Source organism: Paenibacillus sp. FSL F4-0097, assembly GCF_038593125.1.
Classification (GTDB): domain Bacteria; phylum Bacillota; class Bacilli; order Paenibacillales; family Paenibacillaceae; genus Paenibacillus_AQ; species Paenibacillus_AQ odorifer.
Genome location: NZ_CP151965.1, coordinates 5,861,784 through 5,885,574 on the forward strand (window position 1 = coordinate 5,861,784; position 23,791 = coordinate 5,885,574).

Below are 23,791 nucleotides of genomic sequence, written 5' to 3' on the forward strand. Positions count from 1 at the left end.
GTGAACAATATTACGCTTGGCGTCCACCTCATCGTTAACAATGAAGCTGATCTTCTGCCCCACTGTCTCACAAGCGTAGCAGGTGTTGACGAGATTGTAGTCATAGATACAGGCTCTACTGACGAATCCATAGCTATTTCCCAAGCGCACGGGGCTAGAGTATTCCAACGGGAATGGACAGAAAACTTTGCTGCAGCGCGTAACGAAGGCCTCGATCAGGCGGATACCGATTGGATTCTAGTCCTTGATGCCGATGAACGCCTGCAAACTCCACTTCCGGAACTCCGCAGCCTCCTGCAAAACACGCAAGCTCAGGCTTTTACAGTAAACATTGATAATTGGCTTGGCGTTCGGCCTGAAGATAAGGTAAAGCACAGTGCGGTTCGTTTATTCCGAAATGGACAGGGTTATCGATATAGCGGAAGAATTCATGAAGGAATTGACGCTGCAATCCTTAAATCACATAACAGCTCGGCGATTGAGCATAGTGATATTGAGATTGAACACTTCGGATATATGCCGGAAATCATGGCACGAAAAAATAAAATCAAACGCAATGAACAGCTGCTGCGACTCGCTTTAGCCGAACAACCGGAAGATCCTTTTCACTCGTATAATTTAGCAGTCACCTGCTGTCAGGACGGTCGTCTTCTGGAAGCAGAGACATTACTTCGCCAGACCCTTCACCATGTGCCACTTGAAGCTTCCTACCGTCCTACGATGATTAGAGATCTCTGTAAAATTTATCTGACTCAAGGAAAAACCAATATCATAGATCCCTTGCTGTTGCCTGAATTGGAGCGTTATGAGGATTACCCTGACCTGCATTTTTTATTAGGCCAATCTTTGGAGAGTCAAGGTTTGTTAGAACGTGCTTTTCAAGCTTATCAGCGTGCAGCATCCATTTCTGGAGATCAGGTTAATCAAAAATATGTATCTGAGCAAGGGATGAACACCTTCCGCCCACTTTATCGACTAGGATTAATCTCAGAGCGGCTTGAGCTTCAGGAGGACGCTGCGAGATTCTACCACCGTGCGCTTCAACACCACTCTTTATATAGGCCTGCCTTGCAGGGAATAGCTTCTGCTTTTCAACGCTTAGCTGTAACCGATGAGGAGATTGCCACCTTGCTGATACAACTCGTCCCCCCAACTAATCCTGCCCAACGAGCTGCGATTATTGACAGTTTATTTGCGATAAATGCTAATGAGGCCATCACTAACTTATCCCGAGACACTTTTCCCTTGGAATTAGAGACGGCAAATTGGATGATCTCTTCGCTCATCATTACCGGCAAGCTGGAAGACGCCTATACAACGATAAGACAAATGGCCTCCTTAGCTACGCAAGATAACCATGATTTAGAATATCTGAAAAAGTGGGCTACCCTCTGGGCTATTTGCTCTTGGTCGCTTTTTGGAGAATTCCACAATGACCTGCTAACCTATGTACCAGACGAACTTCGTTTCGGACTGCAATACATTCAGAAGTGCCACCAGCAACAAAAGGTAGATCCCGTTGAAGCAGAGGTAGATCCATTAACATTACATTCCTCATTCATTTCAGATTTGATCGAACAATCAGTAAAACTACACCAGCCCGCGTTAAGCGAAGCTTTGGTAAATTTGTTCCCTACCTTTCGGTCTGAATTAGCCGCAGCATTATATAAAGAAGGGAATAGGAATGAGGCAGGCGAGCATTTTATCAGGTTAGTTAGCGATCAAGCGGCTGATGCGAAGGTTCTTTTTTATATAGGTGAGATGGTCTTTGACAAGGGGCATTACACGGAAGCCAGTGAATGGTTTCAACAAGCGCTGGAGCAGATGCCTGAGCATGAGGCTGCCCGAGTAGGTTTAGCACTCTGTTACCTTCAGCAAGCGAAGCTTAGCATGGAGGAGGCACTGAACAGCTTGGATGCGGCTAACGTCCATGGTCCACTGCAAACGAATATTGGTGCCATCCATAAATCCATCTTTTTACTAAATCGTACACCGTGGCACACACAGTGGAGCTTCCGACAGAGCGAGGGGAGGACAGCCAAATGAGCATGCCAAGCCAAAAACCTCTGATTTCGCTATGCATGATCGTTAAGAACGAAGCAGATAGCTTAAGCCAATGTTTAAAAAGCGTACGTGGTGTCGCCGATGAGATCATAGTAGTCGACACTGGCTCTACCGACTCCACGCTACAAATTGCTCTAAGCTTTGGAGCTAAAGTTGTTCACCATCCTTGGAATGGCGATTTTGCCGCTGCCCGCAACGCGGGTCTTCAGCAAGCCCACGGACAATGGATTCTCATTCTGGATGGAGATGAGGAACTGGATGCGAAAAGTAAGGGGGAGCTGTTGCTGTGTGCGGAGCATTTGGAGTATGAAGCTTTTTTTCTGCGCATTCATAATCATAAAGGTTTAACCGCAGCTTCACAGACCATTACTGTTAATCCGATTATCCGCCTATTCCGTAACCGCCCGCAGTACCGTTTCAGCGGCATCATCCACGAACAGATTGCAGAAACGATCGTAAAAGCTACACCCAAAGCAGCTATGCATTTAAGCACCGTAGTCATCCATCATTACGGTTATGCAGACGGCGTAGTAGCAAAAAAAGATAAGATCAAACGAAATGTAGAGCTGCTCAAGGAACAGCTAAAGTTAAATCCCAATAACCCCTTTCACCATTTCAATATGGCTGTTGAATATATGCGGCTTAGTGAATATCAACCGGCTCTAGAGCATATCAAAAGATCACTTAACGAAGCTCCGCCCGACACAAGTTACGTTCATCTGCTGCACAAATATCAAATCCGCTGCCTGACAGAATTAAAAGATTTCAACGCGGCGCTGGAAGCTTGCGACTTAGGGATAACCCTACATCCAGATTATCCTGACTTGGCTCATATCAAAGGTGTGCTGCTGTTTCAAATGGGAGCCCTAGCTGAGGCCAAAACAGCATTGCTGCAAGCCTTAGTCATTGGAGAAGCCCCTTCCGGTTACCATACCGAGTCTGGATTCGGATCTTATTTGACATTTTATTTGCTGGGACAGTTATGCGAAGAAATAGGCGATCAGACCGAGGCCTGTGCCTGTTATACCAAAGCTGCTCAGCTTCATCCCGATCCAACGCCCATTATAACCCGACTGATCCGAGCCTTAAAATGTGCTGAGCGCGAAAATGAAATTTCGGGCTGGCTTCACGCTCATCTACCCGAATACACAGCTGCTAAAAGCGGACTTCTCTTAGATTTATTGCAGATTGAGGGATGTGATAAGGCAGCAAAACAGCTGATGAAGACCACAGGGCAGCCCTCATCTAATGACTCGTTATTCAACCCAGCCTATCACCCAGGGCGTTCGGAGCTTTTGTTGGCGGATCGTCTGCTTGCCTCCCTCTCTTCTTCAACCCCCTATTCTCCAGCGGCTAAAAGAGTGCGGCTCGCACTTCCACTGCCCAGAGTTTCAGATTAGGAAGGACGTATTCCTATGACCACACCGGATATTACACTTTGCATGATCATTAAGAACGAGGCAAACCATCTGGAGAAATGCTTATCCTCTGTGTGCGGGCTAGTATCTGAGATTATCATTGCGGATACAGGTTCAGAGGATAACAGTAAAGAAATCGCTCAGAGGTTCGGTGCAAAGATTATCGACATTCCTTGGGAAAATGATTTTACCAAAGCTCGGAATATAAGCCTAGAGTATGCAACTTCTGCTTGGGTTCTGGTGCTGGATGCCGATGAGGCTGTAGATCATTGGAGTGAGAATCTGCTCCAGCCCTTGCTTGGTGCCGAGTATATTCATGGGTATTGGCTGCCCATTATCCACTATGTCGGTGATATACCTGAAGCGGATTTTGTTACAGATCATGTCTGTCGATTATTCAGAAATGACAAAAGAATTATTTTTCGCGGAAGTATTCATGAGGAGATTGCCAGCAGCATTTGGGAGCTTCCAGCGGGGGAGATCGCTTATGCAGATTTGCGTATTTTGCACTACGGATATTTAGAAGATGAATTGATGCGTAAAAATAAATATAACCGCAATTTAGCACTTATCAACAACGGTCTGCGGCTTCAACCAAACCATCTTTTTCTTCGTTATGCGTTAGGGGCAGAGTATTATCAGCAGGGACAATATAAAGAAGCGGCAGAGATCCTCCTTCCGCTGCTCACCTCCACTCCAGCCCCTTCCGGTTATGTCTCAGATATTTACCTTAAGACGGCTTACGCCTTACAACTATGTGGCCGAAAGCAGGAAGCTGAGGAAGTTTTTCGTACGGGGAGCGGTCTTTTTCCCGATTTCACGGATTTATTAGAAAGCTATGCCCTCCTGTTACTGGAACAAGGGAAGCTCAGCTCAGCCAAGCACTACTTGGAGCAAGCACTTCAGAGCGGGAATACAGCACATAAATACCCTTCTTCCTCGGGCAGTGGAACGTATCGAACAGAACTACTAGCCGGGAGAGTGTGTGAGAAGTTATACCAATACCCGGATGCGTGGAGACATTACGAGGCTGCCATACAACATAAGCCTGATTATACCGAAGCGTGGAAAGAACTCGTCCCACTAAGCCTTCTATCTGGAGGGAAGGCACAACTACGAGCATTGACCCACAACCATCTGCACTCTTTATCCCCTGATACTTTGAGTTATCTTCTGCCCGCAGCGCTCAATGCCCGCGATCCGGAATGGCAAGCTGAGCTTTCTACAGCCAGCCAGTTACCCTTATCTGTTCAGGTTGCATTGCAGGCGATTCTGGAAATAAACAATCAACCGGAACATCTTCAGACACTCGCACCGCTTGAACAGCTGCTTCATGATCCTTCCCATCTTTCCAACCGATCCTTTGTACTTGGCTACCTGTGGGCTTTCTCTTGCCGTATTGGAGATACTGAGTCTGCCATGCGCTGGCTTGTCTGTCTATTGCCTTACAGACCGGGGATTTTATCGATCCATCATCTTTTAGCGGGGAATTATAGGCTTAAAGCTGATCTTTCGGATCTCAACTATGCAGCACAATTGCTGCTTCAGACTGGTGCTTGGAATAGTTTATTAGCACTTTATCGGCATTCGCAAGGTTCTTCCTTTCAATGGTCCAGTCTGCCGCAGCCTTTACTTTACGGTTTACTCGAAGCCCCCACCTCCATAAAAAAACAATGGTGCTCTATTTATGTCAGCAAGCCTCCTCAATATCAAACGCCTGCGGACTGTACCGAGTGGCAATTATACGCTGCGATAGCCTACTCCTGCGGAGAGGTGCCCATCCTTCATATAGAAGATGAAGCCGCTTTGCGTAGAGTCGGGGGGGCTACCGCAGCCGTGAGCCTCGCTTATTACAAGCTGCAGCTCGCAGCAGAAGTTTATCCGCAAGGGATACCGTTAGCTCATATCTCTTCTGCGCTGCTTCTGAGATCTGCCAGCCGGACTTAGCCGGTTGGCAGGGCAGATGCGGATTTCAATGCTCCTCTTGCCATTCTACCAGATGGGGCTGCTCATCAAGGATAGATTCGTACTGCTCCAGACTACCCCAGCGCCCCTCTGGATCAAGCTCCAGGTAACGCGAGTATTTTCGCCGAAGCTCCTCAGGGGATATCGCCCAACCATAATGTTTCACACGCAGCTCGGTAAGAAAACCCGGCAATACCGAATAAGAGAGCGGAAGCCTTGGCACATGATGATCCATTTTCGGAAAAAAATAATGAAAGTTCGGCAAATAGCGGACTAGTGTACGGGTATGTTTCGTGTGGATATTCCAATGCTCATCTTCACGGTAATGTGTGGTGCCGCCCCAAAAATCAAATAATCGGAAGGATACCCAGTCATACACATCCTGATCGATGAGTCGCCTCATCTCCCGTTTAGCAGACTCTTCATAGAACTCATCGGCGTCCACAGACAGCAGCCAATCCGGATTCGTAGATACCGCCAGCTCCCACAATGTTTGCCGCAGCTCCCATTCACGGTTAAACAAAGAGCTTTGCAGGGTTACGAGCTTCTTAACTTTGGCAAAAGAGAGACATAACTGAGCCGTATTATCTGTACTTCCATCATCCACGATCACAATATCATCCACGAACTCACTTAATTCCTCCAGCACCTGCTCTAAATACCTTCCGGCTTCGTTCCTAACCTGCATTATAGCAGTCAGACGATTGCCAGATGTTTTGCGGAGTGGCCCTCTATGACTACTCATCCTCCACTCTCCTTCTCAATCGTCTTACAGCCTCTTCGAGATCTGCCATCTCTGACAAAAGTGGCCATGCCTGATTGTCTTCCCCTCCTGCATTTAAAAAGCTACGGATGGCCTCGTGCCGCCTGCCATACAGCAAGTGTATGGTGCCTTCCATGGCTTCATCCACATTTTCTTCCTGCTCATGTTGCAGCACTATTGCCTTTTCCCATTGAAAAGTCCGCACATAATTTTGCACCAGCAACGCTTTTGCCTCGGAAGAAGTTAGCGGGCTTAAAATTCTTACCGCCGCTGCCTCATCCTCATTCCGGTGGAACAACTCCGCGCGAACCAATTCATCCTGACCGGAATGGAGCCAGCTCTCCATCCTTTCTACTGCTTGCTTCTCCTCTGCGGTAAATGCTGTAATCGCAAATTGGCGGACTGCCGTTTCCAGATTCCCTGTCTTGGCTTCTATTGCAGAAAAAAACCGGAAGTGTGAAATAAGGCAATCCAAATATTCATACAACACCATTAACTCAAAGGATTGCGCCAGATATCGATTCGCTGTGGAGTCCCCAAGCAAATACAAATAAGATGCTGCCAAATAATGTACAACAGGCTGGCTGGGCAGCTTGGCGCACATTGAGGTATAATAATCAGCCCTAAGCTGTAGTTGAATCCTAAACCAGTCCGTAGCAAGGAGGGGCTCCTCCTGCCATAAGTTCTCAATCGCCTTACTCCACAACATCTCATAATCTGTCAGAAAATAAATCCGCTCGCGCTGAAATACAACTCCATAGGATTCCTGCTGATCCCCGTCGAGATAAATAACACTCTCCCTGCACAAGCTCTGCTCCAGATAGATCCGTTCTGACCGGGTTCCTACTAGATCAGCCTTTGCTCCAAGCAAGCCGCTGTATTTATCCCATAAGACCTTATTTTCTTCTTCCGGACAGCGCTCTAACAAAGCCACTATATATCCTGCTTGCAAAGAAAGAACCTCGGGCAGCCAATAAGGAGAGGAGACCAGAAATGTGTACTCCCTCGCCTTGAGAGTATGAATATCCGCGATCATTACCGGCTTGATCTGGCTGTTAATCTGCTGTTCAAGAGTCATTCTTCCGGCAAAACAAACCTCTTCCCGCTCGGGAAGAAGATCCAACAGTCTTTTATATTCGTATTCCTCCCAGGAGCCTCTGCTCAGAATTAAATATTTCATGAGTGCGCCTCCCTGCCCCTGCTGCTATCTGCCTTCTTCCCCTGCGGTTCGGACAAATCCCCCACATAACCTATAGTTAGTGAAGCTTCAGGGTGAAGCTGCAATTGGTGCGAAGTGGACGCCTTACAGGTAATCACTCCAGGCACATTCCCGCCTTTATGAGCAACTCGCTCTAGCGGAAAAACAATTCCCGAAGGGTCTCCCTTAAGCAAATGCCCCACCTCTTCGTCCATATCCGTAGATAAACTAACGATCAGATCCGCGGAACCTTGGGTGATCGCCTTCACTACCCGTTCAACGTAATATTTCTCATACCTGATAGAGTCTGATAAATACACAGTTATCTCACTCTCAAATAATGCAGATGCATTCTTCAAAGCCCGCAGCCAAGCCTCTTGACCACGAACTGTAATCACTACATCCTGTTCATTTACTGGCAAGCCGGAAGCTGTGTTCATCCAGCTGTCCTTGATCCAGATCCAGCGAATATTCTTGTAGCTCTGCTGCTCCTGTGTAGCTGCCCATTCCTGCGGAAGATGGTCCCCATTCCCATCCTCTTCACAATAAACAATCGCCGTCACTAATGGCGTTGCCAAGGTTGCCTTACCGAGTGGAATAACAGGTTGTGTTGATTGTAAGAATCCATTCTGCGGTACAAGATGTTCTTCGTCTTCTAAGACATCTTCCAGCGCCCATTTTGTACTGTACGCCCGCCAGCCATCCGCAAGTGTTGGTCCGTTCAGCCTACTCTGGCCTCTATCAAGTGAATGTATAGCATGAACATACACAGCATCACTTAGCGCCAGCTTAGCTCCAGACTGCCGCGCTCGAAGACACCAATCGGCAATCATAAGAGGCCGCGCATGAAGCGAGGTGTCCAACCCTCCAATACGCTGAAGCAGCTCTTTAGAGAACAGGAGGCAAGAACCCGTTAGTACATCCATCTCTCGCCATTCTCCTTGGTGCCGGCTAAGACTATAGCTCACATGCGCAGCAAACTCATCATAGGTGCCGAAGTGAAGACGTTTCTTCCCTTCCCCTCTTTCGGTTGAAGAGCGAGGGGCAACCACCTTAACAGAAGCGTCATCAAAAGGAACCCACAATAGCTCATTTAGCCAGCCAGGCGATACCATGGTCGAATCTTCAAGTAAAACCGCGAAACTGGTTTCGATCTGTGCCAGAGCCTGGTTAGGCATGTACTCCTCTTTCTCATAAGGAACAAAGAGAATCGACTGCTCCTGTGAGAACTGTCCGGCTAATGTTTCCATAGGAAAATCAGGAGTCATTGCCACAGCAATAATGCGCACAGACTCTCCAGAATGGAGCAGCAGCAAGGGTAAGCAAGCCGCGGCACAATCCGGGCGGCTTAGCTCAACTACAAGGGTGATCCCATCTATACTCGGTAGTGGAAGTAGTCCCGTGCGTTCCAAGAACCCATACCTTCCCGCCAAGCGTTCCACATTCAGAGATTCTTGCGACATTAGGATTCACGCTCCATTTATTAAAGCTGTTCTACCTATAGTCTATGAGCGCTGAAGCGCGATATCCCCTTAATTTCCTCCGCCCGCTCCTTTATCTTCTTCCGTATGGTCTGCACCCGTACTCGCGGGATCAGTTGCCGCTGGAGACGGGTTGTTATCTTTCTGACTGTTGCTGGAGGTATCCTTACCCTGATCCACTGCTCCACTCTTATCCCCACCTACAGCTGGAGCAGGAATAGCAATTCCCGGAGCACTGCTGCCGTTCGCCCCCACAGGTTGACCTTGATTATCGTAGTAATACATAGGTACATCTCCAACAACCATCAGATAAGACACAGGAATTTCTGTATCCACTACCTGCGGCTCCATATCAAAAGGAATGACGACTGCAACCTCTGTCACAATATGAATATATACCTCGACCAGAATCATATTGATCCCAGCGTTTTGCTGGCGAGTACTGAGTTCAACCTTAACCGCACCTTGTGGTTCAATCTTGATCGGAATATCGGGTCCATAAGAAGCGATAAGGGGACTGCCCAGCGCCTGCCCCAGCGGAATATATTCTGTTCGATTATGCAATTCCTGCAGCGTAGACTGAATGACCTGTGCCGCTTGCGAAGTAATACGCATATGCTCCGCGTAGTTGAGCATGAACCCTGATATTTTCCCGTTCTTATCCGTCTTCCAATCAATTAGCTCTTCCGCATTCCCTCCATTCGCAACCTGAGAGGTAATCGCCTTATTAATCGATTCCGTAGCGATTTGCTTCACACGTATTTGTGCTAAATGCAGGATGGGCGGCTTCATATGCAGCTCCACATAGCGAAGTGACTGCAGCACCAGCACAAGTATTACTAAAGATGCTATCAGCCAAAATTTGCGTCGGCTTCTTGGCTTATGTGTTTTTCCGCCTGCAACCGTTACCTTACTCTCTGGCCGGCTGGATAACCTAAAGCGGCCTTTGCTACGTTTGGCTTCAAAGCGCGTACGCTGCGGCCTAACCGCTGCCCGGCTGGGTTTTGACTTGAATGCGGAGCTTCTTGCTGAGAATCTCCGATTCGTGTCCCCATTTATTTTTGGCAGCCGAAAATGGCCTAGATCAGGTATTCTCAGCCTTCGGTTCCCCCATTTTTTCAATCTGCCCATTGCAATAGTCCCTCCCGCCTTACGCAGAGGTCAAGCCACCTCCACTTAATTTAAGGTATTCGCTAAGAGGACAAAAAAGAAGAACGTTCCCTCCGGCAAACTACGCCTGAAGAAACGTTCTTCATCCTTTAGATCATCAACTGGGAATATGATATTAGTGCATTCTGCTCCGCTTATCCTCCTGCAAATGGTCCCAATGACGCCGAATAAAGATGCCAATGAGAATAGCAATAAACACCGCATACCAGGTAAGATAACCATTCCATTCTTCACGCGGAACAATTAAAGTTGATCCAATCGTACCGAATAACCATATATAAGATAAATTACCAAGCACGGTTCCCCATATAAAGGATGAGGCTTTAATCGGTGAAACAGCAGACATGAAATTGATTACATTGTTCGGAATAATCGGAATCGTACGCAATAGTACCAGCGTCCAAATCCCGTATCGATCCAAGTAACGTTGCCATTTATCATAGCGCTTCAGTTTGGTTCTCCATTTTCGGTCAAACCAGTTATACAGATATCTCCGAATAAGAAAATACATCAGTATTCCGCCTAGATTGCAGGCCAGCCAACTGATCAGCATGCCTCCAATTACGTTAAAAACAGAGACATGCAGCACGATCAAAATTACGAATGGAAAAAATCCTAATATACTCTGCAAAAGTGCGAGCGGGATGGTCACGAATAAAATAGATGGCCCGCTAAGGCCCAGCGTTTGCAGCAGCCAATCAATCCAGGTATTTATGGTCTCTGTCATGAAGCAGTCTCCTCTCTTGACTCCTTGCAGCAGCTGCCTCCTGATTTACTTTGACAAAGCATAAGTCTAAGTGTGTAAACTAGGTATCCATTCTTATTGAAATATAAGCACAGTACATTAAGAGCTTGTAATACTTTGCTTATATTCCCAAGAAAAACACCCCTTACGGGGTGTTTTATTGAATGAGCTTGCTTATGAAGTGTAATGTGTAAAGAACAGTAGTTAGCGTACAAGTTACATTTTTGTTTCCATTTATTCTTCACATCATAACACAGTTTTTAATTTACTTACAATTCTATACCTGCAACCCAAGCATTCACTTTATCCGGATTGCTCTCAACCCAAGTTTTAGCGGCTTCTTCTGGTGACTTACCACCCTGAACCTCAATCATTACTTTAGCCATATCTTCCGCTGTCCATTCGAATTGATCCAGGAATTTGTAGACATTCGGCATGTCATCTTTCAGACCTTGGCGGACCATCGTGTGGATCTGTTCATCCGCACCATAAACCCCTTTTGGATCTTCCAGATACTTCAGATCCATATTGGCGAACATCCAGTGTGGTGTCCAACCTGTAACAACGATTGGCTCGTTGTTGTCATAAGCCTTTTGCAGTTCCTGAGCCATCGCTGCAGATGAGCTTTCAAGAAGTGTGTAATCGCTAAGATCATATTCCGCAATAGCCTTTTCTGTGGTTGTCATAATGCCAGCACCTGGCTCAATGCCGATAATGCGATTGTTCAGCTTTGCTGCCATATCACTGTTCTTCAAGTCTTCAATAGAATTAATATCCATATAGGCTGGAACAGCCAAGCCAACCTTAGTTCCGTTTAGATTCGCACCCAAATCTTCAATTTTTGCACCATACTTTTCTAGATAAGCCGCATGGGTGCTTGGCAGCCAAGCTGCAACCATTCCATCCGCACTACCGTCTGCAACCCCAGCCCACATTGGGCCAGCATCTACCTGCAGCATTTCAACGGTAGCTCCAAGCTTAGTTTCAAGTACTTCCTTTACTACATAAGTACTCGCAATTTCCGAATCCCATGCTACATATGCTAATTTTACCTTCTCTTTACTTGATGAAGAACATCCAGCAATAACAGCAATCATCATAATAACTAACAGGAATACCCCTATATTTTTCTTCTTCATTTATTTAAAACTCCTATCTTTGTTTTGGTTTTAGTGCGTTCTGTGTCAAACGGTCCAGCAGAATGGCAATAATAACGATCGCAATCCCTGCTTCGAATCCGTCTCCTGTCTTAGCCTGTGATACCGCACGGTATACATAGGCACCCACGCCCTGTGCACCAATCATGGATGAGATAACAACCATTGACAGTGACAACATAATTGTCTGGTTCACACCTGCCATAATTGTTGGTAAAGCGATTGGAAGCTGCAATTTAACTAATTTCTGAGTAGGTGTCGATCCGAAAGCATCTGCTGCCTCCACCAGTTCCTCCGAAACCTGACGAATTCCGAGATTGGTCAAGCGAATCGTTGGCGGAATTGCAAAAATAATCGAAGCTATAACCCCTGGAACTACGCCCAGTGAGAAAAAGGATACCGCTGGCAATAAATATACAAAAGCCGGCATCGTCTGCATAAAGTCCAAAATAGGCGTAACTATATTTCTAACGGTATTTCTCTGCGCACATAAAATACCAATCGGCACACCAATTACTACAGCCAATATCGAGGCGGTTAGAACAAGGGCCAAGGACTGCATAGAAGGTCCCCATAATCCCAGATTATCAATCAGAAGCAGCCCAATGACCGCAAATAGTGCCATGCGCCATTTACCGATCCAATAAGACAAAGCTGCAATAATCACGATAAGTACTAGTGCTGGCAGGAAGGTAAGTGCATTTTCAATGCCAGCCACCATACCACCGATAATCGAATGGATGAAGTCAAACAGGGGCCCACAATAAGTCGTCAGCCAATTTTCCAACCACTCGAGTGCCTTTCCCAAAGGCAGTTTAGGAATGTCCATTATAATCCTCCTTCCGGTACCGCGTTGCCGGCGAGTGCGGAAAGAACGGCTCCTTTAATCACAATACCCTTCAATTTATCCGCTTCATCTACGACGGCTACAGGCAAATGTGTCTCAGATATTAATTCAAAGAAATCATTGAGTAGCGTTTCCGGTTGTACACGTGGGATTTCTCTCCGCGTTACTTCCAGAATAGATTTATTATCATTCAGTGCCTTAAGGGCATCCTCAGCTGTAATAACACCCAGAAGCTTATTTTCCTTGTCCACTACATACAGACTGAATATACCACTGTCACGCATTAATTGAAGCGCTACCCGAGGCCCGCGTTCAGGTCTGACTGTTTCCGGCTGACGCATTACATGAGCTGCAGTCAACACCTTGGACAAGTCCACATCCTCCACGAATCGCTCTACATATTTATTGGCAGGTTGGATGAGGATTTCTTCCGGTGTACCAATTTGCACAATGACTCCGTCCTTCATCAGTGCGATCCGATCTCCAATCCGCAAAGCTTCGTCTAGATCATGAGTGATGAACACGATGGTTTTCTTCACTCTGGCCTGTAATTCCAGCAGCTCTTGCTGCATGTCTTTACGAATAAGCGGATCCAGTGCACTAAATGCCTCATCCATAAGCAGGATATCCGGGTCGTTGGCAAGGCCCCGTGCCAGTCCAACACGCTGCTGCATCCCTCCACTGAGTTGATCAGGACGATGATTCTCCCAACCTTTCAGACCTACCAGATGCAAAGCTTCCGTTGCCAGTTCAGTTCTTTTCATTTTATCTACGCCCTGAACTTCAAGTCCGTATGCTGCATTCTCCAGTACGCTTCGATGTGGAAATAATGCGAACTTCTGAAACACCATACCGATGTTCTTCCGTCTGAATTGGCGCAGCTGCTCCGGATTCATTTTCACAACATCTTTCCCTTTAAAAAGAACTTGCCCCCCTGTAGGCTCAATCAAGCGGTTCAACAAACGAACCAGCGTCGACTTACCGCTGCCGGACAAACCCATAATGACGAATATTTCTCCTTCTTCAATGCTGAATTCGGCTTTGTTGACTCCGACTGTCAACTTCAATTCCTGAGCAATTTTTTCCTTCGACATCCCTTGCTCTAATAAAGGAATCGCGCGTCCCGCATCATGACCGAATACTTTGGTTAGTTGTTTCACCTCTATAATAGCCATGCCGTCCTCCTTCTCCCGAAATGTTATCCGGGTTTAGTTCACTTATAGTAGTTTACCGGACTATTGAAAATTCATGCAAACACCATATACGGATAAAATTTAGTGTACAGTTTTAACTTTACGAACTTTATGTATGGAATACTCTGTTTTACGCCAAATTCCTTTCTTCATGAATTCTTTACTTATGGAGGGGGATTTGATTACAATACATTGTATAAGGTTGCAGTCTATCGACCTATTCCTCAGGAGGGACATCATGAACGATTTAGAAGGGCTTACGCCCGAACAAATAGAGAAGATTAGTAAAGCCCGTGAACGTGTGATCGATTCTATCGGCAAAAACATGGATCTGTATGGCATTACCTTGTCTATTGGACATTTATACGGTTATATGTACTTCAATCAAGGTCCAGTGACACTGGATGAGCTCAGCAAAACAATGGGAATGAGTAAAACGTCCATGAGTACGGGAGTCCGTACCCTTCTAGATCTGAAAATGATCGACAAAGTATGGGGGAGAGGGACGCGCAAAGACTTGTTCACCACTGTGCCTGACTGGCATCAGAACTTCAGTGATTACTTCTCTATTAAATGGAGAAAAGCCGTCGAAGGTAATATGATCTCACTAGCGAAATCACTTGCAGAAATTAACGATATGAAAAAAGAGTATAGTGACGATAGTAAACTTATGCAGCTCTTAAATACAGATGAAGAAAAAATAACTGAATCCATTAACTACTACCGCTGGTTGCTGAAACTAATAGAATCTTTTGAGAGTGGCAAAATTTTTGAATTTATCCCTAAAGAAACTTAAATCTAACCCACAAAAAAAACACACAAAAAAACGACAGTGCTCCTGTAAAAAGGAAAACACTGCCGTTTTTTTCGTTTACCCTTCGATCAAGCTTACATCATCCAAATAAATTGTACTGCCCATGCTAATTTCACTATTCGTCTCCGTACCGTTCCCATCTATAAGCCCTAGCAAAAACACCAGATGAACACCTGCGTCTGTTGCCCCATTCATCGTAAATGTGTAGCTGTATTCGTCCATATTTTGGGTCAAGGCTACAAGCTCAGCTTCCATATATTTGGTGTAATCCCCGCCTTTATGCTCCACAGCTACCTGAATATTGCGGTTTACTGTAGAACGAGCTTTAAACTTCAAGGTGTACGTTTTTCCCTGAACAAGCTTCAGATTTTCGTAATCCACCTGTGCGCTAAAAGGGGCTTGCCCGGTACCTGTTAAGTTGATAGCAAATTCCCCCTCTTGAACAGAGGCAGATCCGATTCCGTCAAAATACTGGCTCCAGCCCGTTGCATCTACATCGAAGGTTCCATTATCCAGCGTACCGCTTGGCGGTATTACTGGTGGACCCCCTTGTACCTCCCTGACCACAATATCGTCAAAAGAAATCGTATGCGGCGTACTGTTAGCCGCAGGATCAGCGCCCAGCGTTTTGCCGATCAGATAATTAAGCTTCAGCGGATTGCTGTTCGACACCGTAAATTGTGCTGTATAAGTAGCCCAATCCGCATGAATATCAAACTTAGCTTGTGCGGAAGCAGCTGAAGTATTGGAGTATTCTAACACAATTTGCCGCGGAACCGTTGATTTCGCCTTGAAGCTCACCTCATACGTTTTTCCGCCCTCCAGTGGAATACCCTCTTGGAAAAATTGTATATGCCACGCTTCCCATCCGGCCGACGTAATCAGGATTTCAGCTACGCCATCCTTCACATTAAACGCGGAGACGCCACCTTCTCCGGACCAGGTAGTCCAGCCCGTCTTATCGCTGCCAAACGAACCATTGATGACTAGATTGTTATCATTAGCTAGAATAGTCTGCGTGACAGTTGCAGTAACATAATGTTCAGCCTCAACAGTAATGGCATAACTTCCTTCGGCCGGAAATACTGCTGCTTCGATTGTGATTTTTCCCGGTTCAATAGTGTACTGCTCTGCATTAAGTGTTGTACCGTTAACCTTTACCGCCATGATTTGATTCCGCCAATTTGCATTGTCGATAAAAGTAAGCTCAATCGGCTGCGAAACTCTGTTATTGCTGCTGTCGCTTAGCAGCTCCTGCGGTTTGGCCGGTGCATTTTTGATCTCAAATTTCACATTGTCAATGATAATATCATGGTTTTGAGGAATACTAATCCCCTCAACCTTCCCAAGCAGGAATTTTAGAGACAATGTATCCTTGCTTCCTTGCCGGAATTCGAATCTGTAATGATTCGTCTCCGGCCTTACCTCCACGATATTGCTGAACGAGGCCTGATACGTACCATTTTCTACGTTCACCCCGATTTTGCGGATTACGGTTGAACTGGCGTCAAATTCAACCACATAATCCATTCCAGCAGCAGCTTTCAAGTTGTTCTGAAACAACATTACAGAATACGCCTGACTGCCGGTATTCGTAATGCTAAATTTCGCTGCTCCATCTGCAACCGTAGCGCTGCTCTGACCACCCTGCTCTGTCAACAGGCGGTCCCAGGCGCTAAACCCAAAGTTAAATTCACCATTCAAGAGTGGGTAGTATATTAGCGATGGATCAAAATAGAAGCTAGTACGCAGCATCTGGAAATTATCCAGAATGACTGTATCCGCAGCACCGTTTAACAGTAATACGAATTGTCCTTCATGATCGGTTGCACCTGCAAGATTGATAAAGGTAGCTTTAATTTTTTGCTCACCTTCGCTTAAGTTAACCGGTTGTTCTGCCTGTACACTGCCGTCTTTCCCTAGTAGTTGAACCGTTCCTGTGCGTGCAGAGGAGACTGAAGCATTGAACGTAACCTCATAGTCCTGCCCTTGAATGAGCTGAATTCCCTTCTGAAGTAACCGAACCTCACCATTTTCACTGCCGCCAATCTGCAGCTTTAACTGGCCATTGTCATTAACGCTTGATTCTACCATGGCACCACCAGTTGCTTCCGTATGCCAATAACTCATCCGATTGGGTTCCCCAATATCGAAAGTACCATTGTACAGATGATTACCGTTGGCCAGCGGTTCCTTCACACTATCATGCGGGAATTGAATATTCTCAATCTCTTCTAATCTGACATTACCAAACCATACCGGTGAAGTATTGGTACCCACGTTGAACTCGACGCGTGCAGCAATATCTGAGTTTTCCTTCATTTGAAACATCGTCTCGTAATGGGTCATCGCTGAAGTTAGATCTACCTTAAGCGATGGAGAATACGCTGCAAATCCACGAGATTCTCCACCTGTTAACCGGACGCTCATACTGCGGGACATATCGGTTTTGGCATCGAAGCTGAGTTTATAGAACCTGCCTTTAGCTATAGATACGATAGCTTGGGGTTGAATCGAATAAAAATTGCCGCCACCACTGCTGATATCTACCTTCACATAATTGCGCTCCCCAATAGGAACGGTAGAAACCGTAGCTTCAGCCCCTGCTTCTTTATAAAGTACCCAATGTGCGGTATTCGGGATTCCCATACCGTCATCCCCCGGCACCTGCTCCGAATAATTGTTGTTATAGACCATGTTGCCGTCTGCCAGTGCAAGCTTGGAGCCTTCTGGATAGGCTTCCTTCTCCAGTGTAACTGGAATAGGCTCGCGGTACTCACGACCTGTCAGCTCATAGACTCTAACGTAATCGATCTCCATCGATTTTGGAAATACGGTTTCGCTAGTCGGATCACCATCAAAGTTACCGCCTACGGCCAGATTCATCAGCAAGTGGAACTTCTGATTAAACGGCGCTGGATACACATTATTGGCAGGCTGCCCATTGCTGATGCTATACCAGTCATTTTTGGTCGAATATAATTCACCATCCACATACCAGCGAATTTCGCCCGGCTCCCACTCAATAGAGTACGTATGGAACTGCTCAATCGTAGCGTTATCCGGAAATACATACTCTTTGCCGGAGTATACATTGTTCGGCGCCATACCGCCGTAATGAATCGTCCCCGCTACCGTGTTTGGACGACTGCCCCAGCCTTCCATAATATCAAGCTCACCGGAAGCAGCCCAAGTCCCGTACACATCGTTCTCCGGCAGCATCCAGATCGCCGGCCAGTACCCTTTTCCAGTAGGTGCTTTGGCCCGAATTTCAAATTTGCCATATTTTTTACTAAACAACCCTTTAGTCTTAATCCGTGTAGAAGTATATTGTTTGCCAGCTTTTTCTTCTTTGTGGGCCGTAATGATCAGGTTACCGTCCTGTTCCTTTACATTCTTCTCATCGTTGGTATACCACTGCTTCTCATTGTTTCCCCAACCTGGATTGTTGTATTGCGAACCATCTCCAAGGTCATAGGTCCACTTTGTAGCATCAATGTCTCCATCATCAAACTCATCCCCCCACACCAGTGTCCACGGATCAGTGGTCGGTGTTGGTGTGGCTGTTGGTGTCGGTGTCGGTGTCGGTGTTGGTGTTGGTGTTGGTGTTGGTGTTGGTGTTGGTGTTGGTGTTGGTGTGTTTGGTGTTGGTGTTGGTGTCGGTGTTTCGGTTGGTGTTGGCGTCGCTGTTGGTGTCGGTGTTTCGGTTGGTGTTGGTGTCGCTGTTGGTGTCGGTGTTTCGGTTGGTGTTGGCGTTGCTGTTGGTGTCGGTGTTTCGGTTGGTGTTGGCGTTGCTGTTGGTGTCGGTGTTTCGGTTGGTGTTGGCGTTGCTGTTGGTGTCGGTGTTTCGGTTGGTGTTGGCGTTGCTGTAGGTGCCGCCGTTGCTTCAGGTGTGGCGCTTGGCGTCGTTATTGGACCTACATTCCCCGAACTGCTTGGCGCTGAGCTTGCTATTGGCAATGTTGTTTTGCCAGTGTTTCCTTTTTTCATTGCTACACCGCCAATCGTCACTCCATCGGCTTTGTTATCTATTGTGGTTACGCTTCCGCTGCCTTGAATTGCTGTAGCTCCAGCGCTCGCAGATAGGATTAGTGCCGCCACTTGTGAATTATTCTCCAATGTTAAATGGGTCGGACTTCCCAGAGTAAGGCTGCCGACAGTTCCAAGGATTCTTAACAAAGAACCGCTGACTGCTGAGTCTGCCGAACGAACCGCTCCAAATGTTCCGCGAAGCGAAATATTGTGAGGAACGACATCCATCTCAACATCCCCAAACCCTGCCCCGGTAAGATCGCTGCTTTCTTCCAAGATTGACCCAGATAGCAGCTGCACAGTACCCACAGCTGTCGACCCGCTGGCATAAATCCGAACCTTACCATTAGGCTTGGCTACTTGAAGCAGTCCAAGAGAAGTATGGTGTAAGCCGATACTTTGCTCGCCGCCTCCCCGTACAAAAGTAGTCCCTGTTACCTTTACACCTTCAAGCTTTGCATTCCCTTCAGCTATCCCCTCGGTTAGATAAAGATTACCTTGGATGACCGTGTCTTTAAGAATCACATCAGCCCGATTAATGACTACATTGCCCTTTACTGTTCCTAGTGAAGTCTCTCCTGATTTCAGGAGGAGTCCCGAAACCATTCGATCAGCCAACTGAGCTAACTCTGCACGGGTGATCCCACCATCAGGCTTAAACAAACCTCCAGGATAACCTTTTACATAACCTGCACTCGATAGAACGGCTATTGCTTTTGCGGTTTCATCGCTGACTCCGTTCAGATCGGTGAATGCTGCTGTACTGCTTTTGTCTGCATTGAAACGAAACACTTTCTCCAATGCTAACGCTGCCTCCGCGCGCGAAAGTGCTTTTGAAGGATAAATATTGTTCTTCTGATCACTGCTTAAATATCCAGCTGCAATCCCTTTGGCTATATCATTTTTATACCAGTCTGTAGCCTGGACATCAGCGGGAACCTTATCCGATTGCTCCTGATAATTAAATATACGATTCATAATAGCTGCGAATTCTGCCTTCGTGACTTCCTTACCCGGACGAAACGACCCGTCGTCATATCCGCTTATGATCCCATTTGTGCTCCAACGCTGTAATGGGCCTGCGGCCCAATGATTTGGAGATACATCGGTAAACGCTTTCAATCCATTGATTGGTTCATTTTCCACTTTCGTTGCCGCTGAATCAGGTGAGTTTTCCTTTAACGCCTCTGCCGCTGAAGCATTCATGCTCCCAACCGGTGATAGCAGCCCGGTGACAAGGAGCATAGCAGCAAGTGCTGCTGTGAAATTCCTTTTCATCCTAAACATCACTCCTCGAATTTCGTAATATTCGTAATTCAAGCGAAAAATCGAAATCGGTTTCGACAATGCTATTGTTGCTTAGTTTTCTATTTTTGTAAAGATGTAATTTTGAATTTTTTTACATAGATTATTTTGGAGTAAATCTGCATAGTGAAATATATATTTGACTTGTTTCGGCAATAATAATAGACTGAAAATAATTGAATTTTCATTCACCCTATTCATAATAACTCGCAAATAACCGCTCTAGAACAGTCTTTTTCTCAAATTTCAACGATTTAGCGGAGGGTGGCATTATTAACTATGAATATCAAAATGATTGCCGAAATGGCGGCGTTTCTGTCTCGACTGTTTCGAAAATTATGAACAATTACAGTGATGTTTCCGAAAAGACCAAGCAAAGAGTTTTGGAAATCATCGAACAAACCGGATACTCACCTTCCAACTCCGCCAAGACACTCGCAACTAAGAAGTCGAATCTGATCGGGGTTATTTTTGCTGGCGAGCTTAATGTCGAATTTACACATCCCTTTTTCGTAGAAGTGCTAAATTCTTTTAAAAAGCAGATGGGCGTTCTGGGCTACGATCTCATTTTCTTTTCCAACGAGAAATTCATCAGCAGCGGCGATTATTTCGCTCGATCTGTTCATTTTAATGTGGATGGATGTGTCATTATTTCCGGGCAAAAGATGGAGCCTACCATCCGCGATCTGGATATGAGCAGTATTCCTTGTATCGGGGTCGACCTTGAGCTAAAGGGCAAAAAATCCGGCTTTGTGATGTCAGATAACTTTCAGGTTTCTTCCAAGGTCGTGGAGCATTTTTATCTGCTTGGCTATAGAGAACTTGGATTTATCGGAAGTGCAGCGGATTCAGATATTTCTAACCTGCGGGAATCCGGATATGTCAAAGCTATTGAAAGCTTCGGCCTCACTTTGAACCGTCAGTGGTTTGTTCATGGCGACGATTTCTTTGAGCCCAGCGGTTATACGGCTATGCAGCAATTAATTCAAGCCGGAAATTTACCAAAAGCCATTTTTGCGGCTTCTGATTTGCTGGCTCTGGGAGCCATCCGGGCTTTGAAAGAACACGGTCTCAGCGTACCTGAAGATATTGCCATTATCGGATGTGACGACATTGAAGCCTGTAAATATACCAGTCCAAAACTGTCGACCATCCGCCAGAACAAAGAACGGCTTGGCATCCTCGCTGCCCATATGCTCTATGACTTGATTAACAATCAGTCTGGCGGTGGATCATTTGTAGTGGAGCCTGTGCTTATTGTGCGTGAATCCTGTGGCAGTCAATTAAATACTTAGTTAATCAACAAAAAAAGACAACTTATGTAAGCGGGTTTCCGCAAACGGCGTTGTCTTTTTATTGATTATCGAAAATGTTTCGTTATCTATCTTCATTGGTCTCTAGCTGGCCGAACTCCACCTCTTAATATGGAGTAGGTATCCCTACCTGATGATCCAAATTCAACTCAATCAATTGTCCTGCCTGGGTTAATCCGGCACCAAAACCATACATCAGGATCTTTTGTCCATTTTGTACCTTGCCCTCGCGGATGCCCAAATCGAGTGCTAAAGGAATCGTGGCAGCAGATGTATTGCCGAAATTCACAAGACTGTGCAGCACCTGCTCCAGCGGATAATTTAATCGCTCGCAAATTGGCTCAATCATCCGCATATTAGCGCTGTGTGGAATAAACCAGTCTACTTCCTCCAGACCTACCTCCGCTTTTTCTAGCAGCTGTTGCACACCTAAAGGAACCGTTCTGACCGCCCAGCGAAACACTTCTCGTCCGTTCTGTACCAGCATTTGTGTATCTACCAGCTCAATATTGTTTACAGTATGGGCAAGCCCCGTACGGTAAACATGATGTGCCCCACCGCCATCACTTGCCAGCTGGAAGCCTAAAAATCCCGTCGTCTGCTCATCACTTTCCACAAGCACTGCTCCAGCGCCATCCCCAAAAAGAATACATGTACTGCGGTCAGTATAATCCGTAATCTTGGAGATCGTATCCGCACCAATAACCAGTACCTTGCGATGCATTCCTGAAGCCACATAACTGTGAGCAGTATGCAGTGCATAGACAAAACCTGCGCATGCTGCACTCAAATCCATAGCACCAGCAGTCTGCGGAATGTTAAAACGATTTTGAATCAAAGAAGCTACTGAGGGAAAGGAAAAGTCAGGTGTACTCGTAGCTACCAGGACCATATCGACATCCTGAACGCTTTTTCCATAACGAGTCATAAGATCCTGCACAGCTGCTGCACATAAATCACTTGTATACTCATCCTGCCGACTAATTCGGCGCTCACGGATTCCGGTCCGTTGCACAATCCATTCATTATTTGTATCTACGATCTGCTCCAGATCGGCATTAGTCAGTCTTTTGGCTGGGACATAGGTTCCGATAGCGGTAATTTTTGCACCTGTCATTCCAATCACCTCTTCAATTAGTATCTGATATTAGTACTTGGTACTAATTATAACTCTGTGCCTGCTAAAAAGTAAAGAAGGCCGGTAAAGCATCCTAGCTTCCCGGCACTTCCGAAACCTTACGAACCCACTTAGAAACGTTTCCTATTACGCTGCTTTCTTTTTCTGACGAACAATATAATCGCAGTTGCAATAACCACCACTAAAATGATAAGCACAATCACGATATTCCATACATTAGGCACATAAACCTGCATTTGAATTGGCTCTGTATCCGCTAGTGTAACATTCCAAGTAAGGGTTCTGCCGTCCTCCACATTTGCATTATTGTCTCCATATAGATCCACAGGTAACGTTAATTTAAAGTCGAAAGCCATGTTTTGCAAAAAAGCCCGAATAATCGGCTTCGATAAACTGAGCGATCCCATATTATCCATTATGGTGTCTATGTAGCTATTTAATTTGGGCTTCGCCTCAACGTCATATTTGGTATAAAACCAATTATCTTTGGTATCTAATTTCAGGTCCACAATATCCAAGTCACCAGAAAGTGCTTTCATATCCTCAAAAGAGGCATAAGATTTCACGAATTCATAGACTGTAGATTTTCCATCTTGGCTTTTCTCTAGCTCAATCCCCTGATCCTTAAGTTTGTTTACCAGAGCATCTTCCATTTTTCCGCTAATCAACGCTTCTGCACGCGAATTCACTTTCATGTTCACTGCAATATCTACGCTTCCGTTCTTATTCACTGTGACATGAGCAGTGCCTTTAGAACAGCCTGATAATAGTACAAGCATTAAGAGCAGCCCTAGTAACGAAAACCCTCTCCATTTTGACAACAACATTTCCCTCAAACCCTTCAGTAACATGTATTTATATAACGGCTACCCATTCTATAAAGGCTAACTCATTTATATCATAGAATCAAACTCTATATGAATGAATAATCAAATTTGAGAACCGTCAAACTTAAACTTTATACGCGCATAAAAAAGAGGCCCTCACAGAAGTAATCATTTCTACTCATGAGGTAACCTCTTTCATAAAAACAGCACACGTAATGTTACTTCGAACGCTAGTTGTTCATACGATGCTCAATGTTACTTGGAGTGCCTATTGTTACTCAAGATGCTCATTGTTACTTGGAGTGCTCGACGTTACTCGGGATGCTCAATATTATTCGGAGTGCTTATTGTCGCTTGGGTG

General features: G+C 45.8%; 15 protein-coding genes and 1 pseudogene. 5 read left to right on the forward strand and 11 right to left on the reverse strand.

Features of this window, described 5'->3' with window-relative positions; translation table 11 throughout:
* Genes MHH86_RS26365 through MHH86_RS26375 form a run of 3 tightly spaced genes read left to right on the forward strand, consistent with a single transcriptional unit; the run spans position 1 to position 5,429 of the window.
* Complete coding sequence (locus MHH86_RS26365) at positions 1-2,046, forward strand: glycosyltransferase (protein ID WP_342479542.1); 2,046 nt, start codon at positions 1-3, stop codon at positions 2,044-2,046.
* Entirely contained in the window at positions 2,043-3,464 is a 1,422-nt protein-coding gene (locus tag MHH86_RS26370) for a glycosyltransferase (protein ID WP_342479543.1), read from the forward strand. The genes MHH86_RS26365 and MHH86_RS26370 overlap by 4 nt, the downstream gene beginning before the upstream one ends.
* Before the next feature lie 42 nt (positions 3,465-3,506).
* Positions 3,507-5,429, forward strand: coding sequence for a glycosyltransferase (locus MHH86_RS26375; protein WP_342479544.1), 1,923 nt, complete (start codon positions 3,507-3,509; stop codon positions 5,427-5,429).
* 25 nt (positions 5,430-5,454) lie between these two features.
* Here the strand turns inward: MHH86_RS26375 and MHH86_RS26380 are convergent, their stop codons facing one another.
* From MHH86_RS26380 to MHH86_RS26415, 8 genes are all read right to left on the reverse strand, one after another.
* Positions 5,455-6,192 (reverse strand): glycosyltransferase, encoded by a 738-nt coding sequence (locus tag MHH86_RS26380; protein ID WP_076105323.1) that lies wholly within the window; start codon positions 6,190-6,192, stop codon positions 5,455-5,457.
* The gene (locus MHH86_RS26385; protein ID WP_076224556.1) at positions 6,185-7,390 is read right to left on the reverse strand and encodes a hypothetical protein; all 1,206 of its coding nucleotides are present in this window, start codon (positions 7,388-7,390) and stop codon (positions 6,185-6,187) included. Before MHH86_RS26385 ends, MHH86_RS26380 begins: the two co-directional genes overlap by 8 nt.
* Positions 7,387-8,871 carry a hypothetical protein gene (locus MHH86_RS26390; RefSeq protein WP_076141797.1) on the reverse strand — a complete coding sequence of 495 codons (1,485 nt, stop codon included), beginning with the start codon at positions 8,869-8,871 and terminating at the stop codon, positions 7,387-7,389. Before MHH86_RS26390 ends, MHH86_RS26385 begins: the two co-directional genes overlap by 4 nt.
* A gap of 69 nt (positions 8,872-8,940) precedes the next feature.
* The gene (gene yunB / locus MHH86_RS26395) at positions 8,941-10,020 is read right to left on the reverse strand and encodes a sporulation protein YunB (protein ID WP_076141798.1); all 1,080 of its coding nucleotides are present in this window, start codon (positions 10,018-10,020) and stop codon (positions 8,941-8,943) included.
* 154 nt (positions 10,021-10,174) lie between these two features.
* The gene (locus tag MHH86_RS26400; RefSeq protein WP_036685356.1) at positions 10,175-10,786 is read right to left on the reverse strand and encodes a VTT domain-containing protein; all 612 of its coding nucleotides are present in this window, start codon (positions 10,784-10,786) and stop codon (positions 10,175-10,177) included.
* Between the two features lie 287 nt (positions 10,787-11,073).
* A complete protein-coding gene (locus MHH86_RS26405) occupies positions 11,074-11,943 on the reverse strand; it encodes a glycine betaine ABC transporter substrate-binding protein (protein ID WP_038573223.1) in 870 nt (289 codons plus the stop codon).
* 13 nt (positions 11,944-11,956) lie between these two features.
* The gene (locus tag MHH86_RS26410) at positions 11,957-12,790 is read right to left on the reverse strand and encodes a proline/glycine betaine ABC transporter permease (protein WP_036685360.1); all 834 of its coding nucleotides are present in this window, start codon (positions 12,788-12,790) and stop codon (positions 11,957-11,959) included.
* Positions 12,790-13,983, reverse strand: a complete 1,194-nt coding sequence (locus MHH86_RS26415) for a glycine betaine/L-proline ABC transporter ATP-binding protein (protein ID WP_342479545.1) — start codon at positions 13,981-13,983, stop codon at positions 12,790-12,792. Before MHH86_RS26415 ends, MHH86_RS26410 begins: the two co-directional genes overlap by 1 nt.
* Positions 13,984-14,239: 256 nt before the next feature.
* Here MHH86_RS26415 and MHH86_RS26420 point away from each other — a divergent pair, with 256 nt between their 5' ends.
* A complete protein-coding gene (locus MHH86_RS26420) occupies positions 14,240-14,797 on the forward strand; it encodes a transcriptional regulator (protein ID WP_036685364.1) in 558 nt (185 codons plus the stop codon).
* Positions 14,798-14,872: 75 nt separating this feature from the next.
* On the opposite strand, the gene MHH86_RS26425 is transcribed toward MHH86_RS26420, so the two are convergent.
* A complete protein-coding gene (locus tag MHH86_RS26425; RefSeq protein WP_342479546.1) occupies positions 14,873-20,125 on the reverse strand; it encodes a carbohydrate binding domain-containing protein in 5,253 nt (1,750 codons plus the stop codon).
* 306 nt (positions 20,126-20,431) lie between these two features.
* Between MHH86_RS26425 and MHH86_RS26430 the strand changes: the two are divergent.
* Positions 20,432-21,447, forward strand: a pseudogene (locus tag MHH86_RS26430) (LacI family DNA-binding transcriptional regulator).
* 124 nt (positions 21,448-21,571) lie between these two features.
* Here MHH86_RS26430 and MHH86_RS26435 read toward each other — a convergent pair.
* Together MHH86_RS26435 and MHH86_RS26440 are read right to left on the reverse strand one after the other, a co-directional pair.
* Positions 21,572-22,582, reverse strand: a complete 1,011-nt coding sequence (locus tag MHH86_RS26435; protein WP_036685367.1) for a ketoacyl-ACP synthase III — start codon at positions 22,580-22,582, stop codon at positions 21,572-21,574.
* Positions 22,583-22,713: 131 nt separating this feature from the next.
* Positions 22,714-23,382, reverse strand: a complete 669-nt coding sequence (locus MHH86_RS26440) for a DUF3153 domain-containing protein (RefSeq protein WP_051491378.1) — start codon at positions 23,380-23,382, stop codon at positions 22,714-22,716.
* Between the last annotated feature and the right edge of the window lie 409 nt (positions 23,383-23,791).

What these genes read in the sequence shown, in the direction of transcription:
- MHH86_RS26370 (WP_342479543.1), top strand. Translation starts at nt 2,043, where the DNA reads ATGAGCATGCCAAGCCAAAAACCTCTGATTTCGCTATGCATGATCGTT.
- MHH86_RS26375 (WP_342479544.1), top strand. Translation starts at nt 3,507, where the DNA reads ATGATCATTAAGAACGAGGCAAACCATCTGGAGAAATGCTTATCCTCT.
- MHH86_RS26380 (WP_076105323.1), bottom strand. Translation starts at nt 6,192, where the DNA reads ATGAGTAGTCATAGAGGGCCACTCCGCAAAACATCTGGCAATCGTCTG.
- MHH86_RS26385 (WP_076224556.1), bottom strand. Translation starts at nt 7,390, where the DNA reads ATGAAATATTTAATTCTGAGCAGAGGCTCCTGGGAGGAATACGAATAT.
- MHH86_RS26390 (WP_076141797.1), bottom strand. Translation starts at nt 8,871, where the DNA reads ATGTCGCAAGAATCTCTGAATGTGGAACGCTTGGCGGGAAGGTATGGG.
- yunB (WP_076141798.1), bottom strand. Translation starts at nt 10,020, where the DNA reads ATGGGCAGATTGAAAAAATGGGGGAACCGAAGGCTGAGAATACCTGAT.
- MHH86_RS26400 (WP_036685356.1), bottom strand. Translation starts at nt 10,786, where the DNA reads ATGACAGAGACCATAAATACCTGGATTGATTGGCTGCTGCAAACGCTG.
- MHH86_RS26405 (WP_038573223.1), bottom strand. Translation starts at nt 11,943, where the DNA reads ATGAAGAAGAAAAATATAGGGGTATTCCTGTTAGTTATTATGATGATT.
- MHH86_RS26410 (WP_036685360.1), bottom strand. Translation starts at nt 12,790, where the DNA reads ATGGACATTCCTAAACTGCCTTTGGGAAAGGCACTCGAGTGGTTGGAA.
- MHH86_RS26415 (WP_342479545.1), bottom strand. Translation starts at nt 13,983, where the DNA reads ATGGCTATTATAGAGGTGAAACAACTAACCAAAGTATTCGGTCATGAT.
- MHH86_RS26420 (WP_036685364.1), top strand. Translation starts at nt 14,240, where the DNA reads ATGAACGATTTAGAAGGGCTTACGCCCGAACAAATAGAGAAGATTAGT.
- MHH86_RS26425 (WP_342479546.1), bottom strand. Translation starts at nt 20,125, where the DNA reads ATGAAAAGGAATTTCACAGCAGCACTTGCTGCTATGCTCCTTGTCACC.
- MHH86_RS26435 (WP_036685367.1), bottom strand. Translation starts at nt 22,582, where the DNA reads ATGACAGGTGCAAAAATTACCGCTATCGGAACCTATGTCCCAGCCAAA.
- MHH86_RS26440 (WP_051491378.1), bottom strand. Translation starts at nt 23,382, where the DNA reads ATGCTTGTACTATTATCAGGCTGTTCTAAAGGCACTGCTCATGTCACA.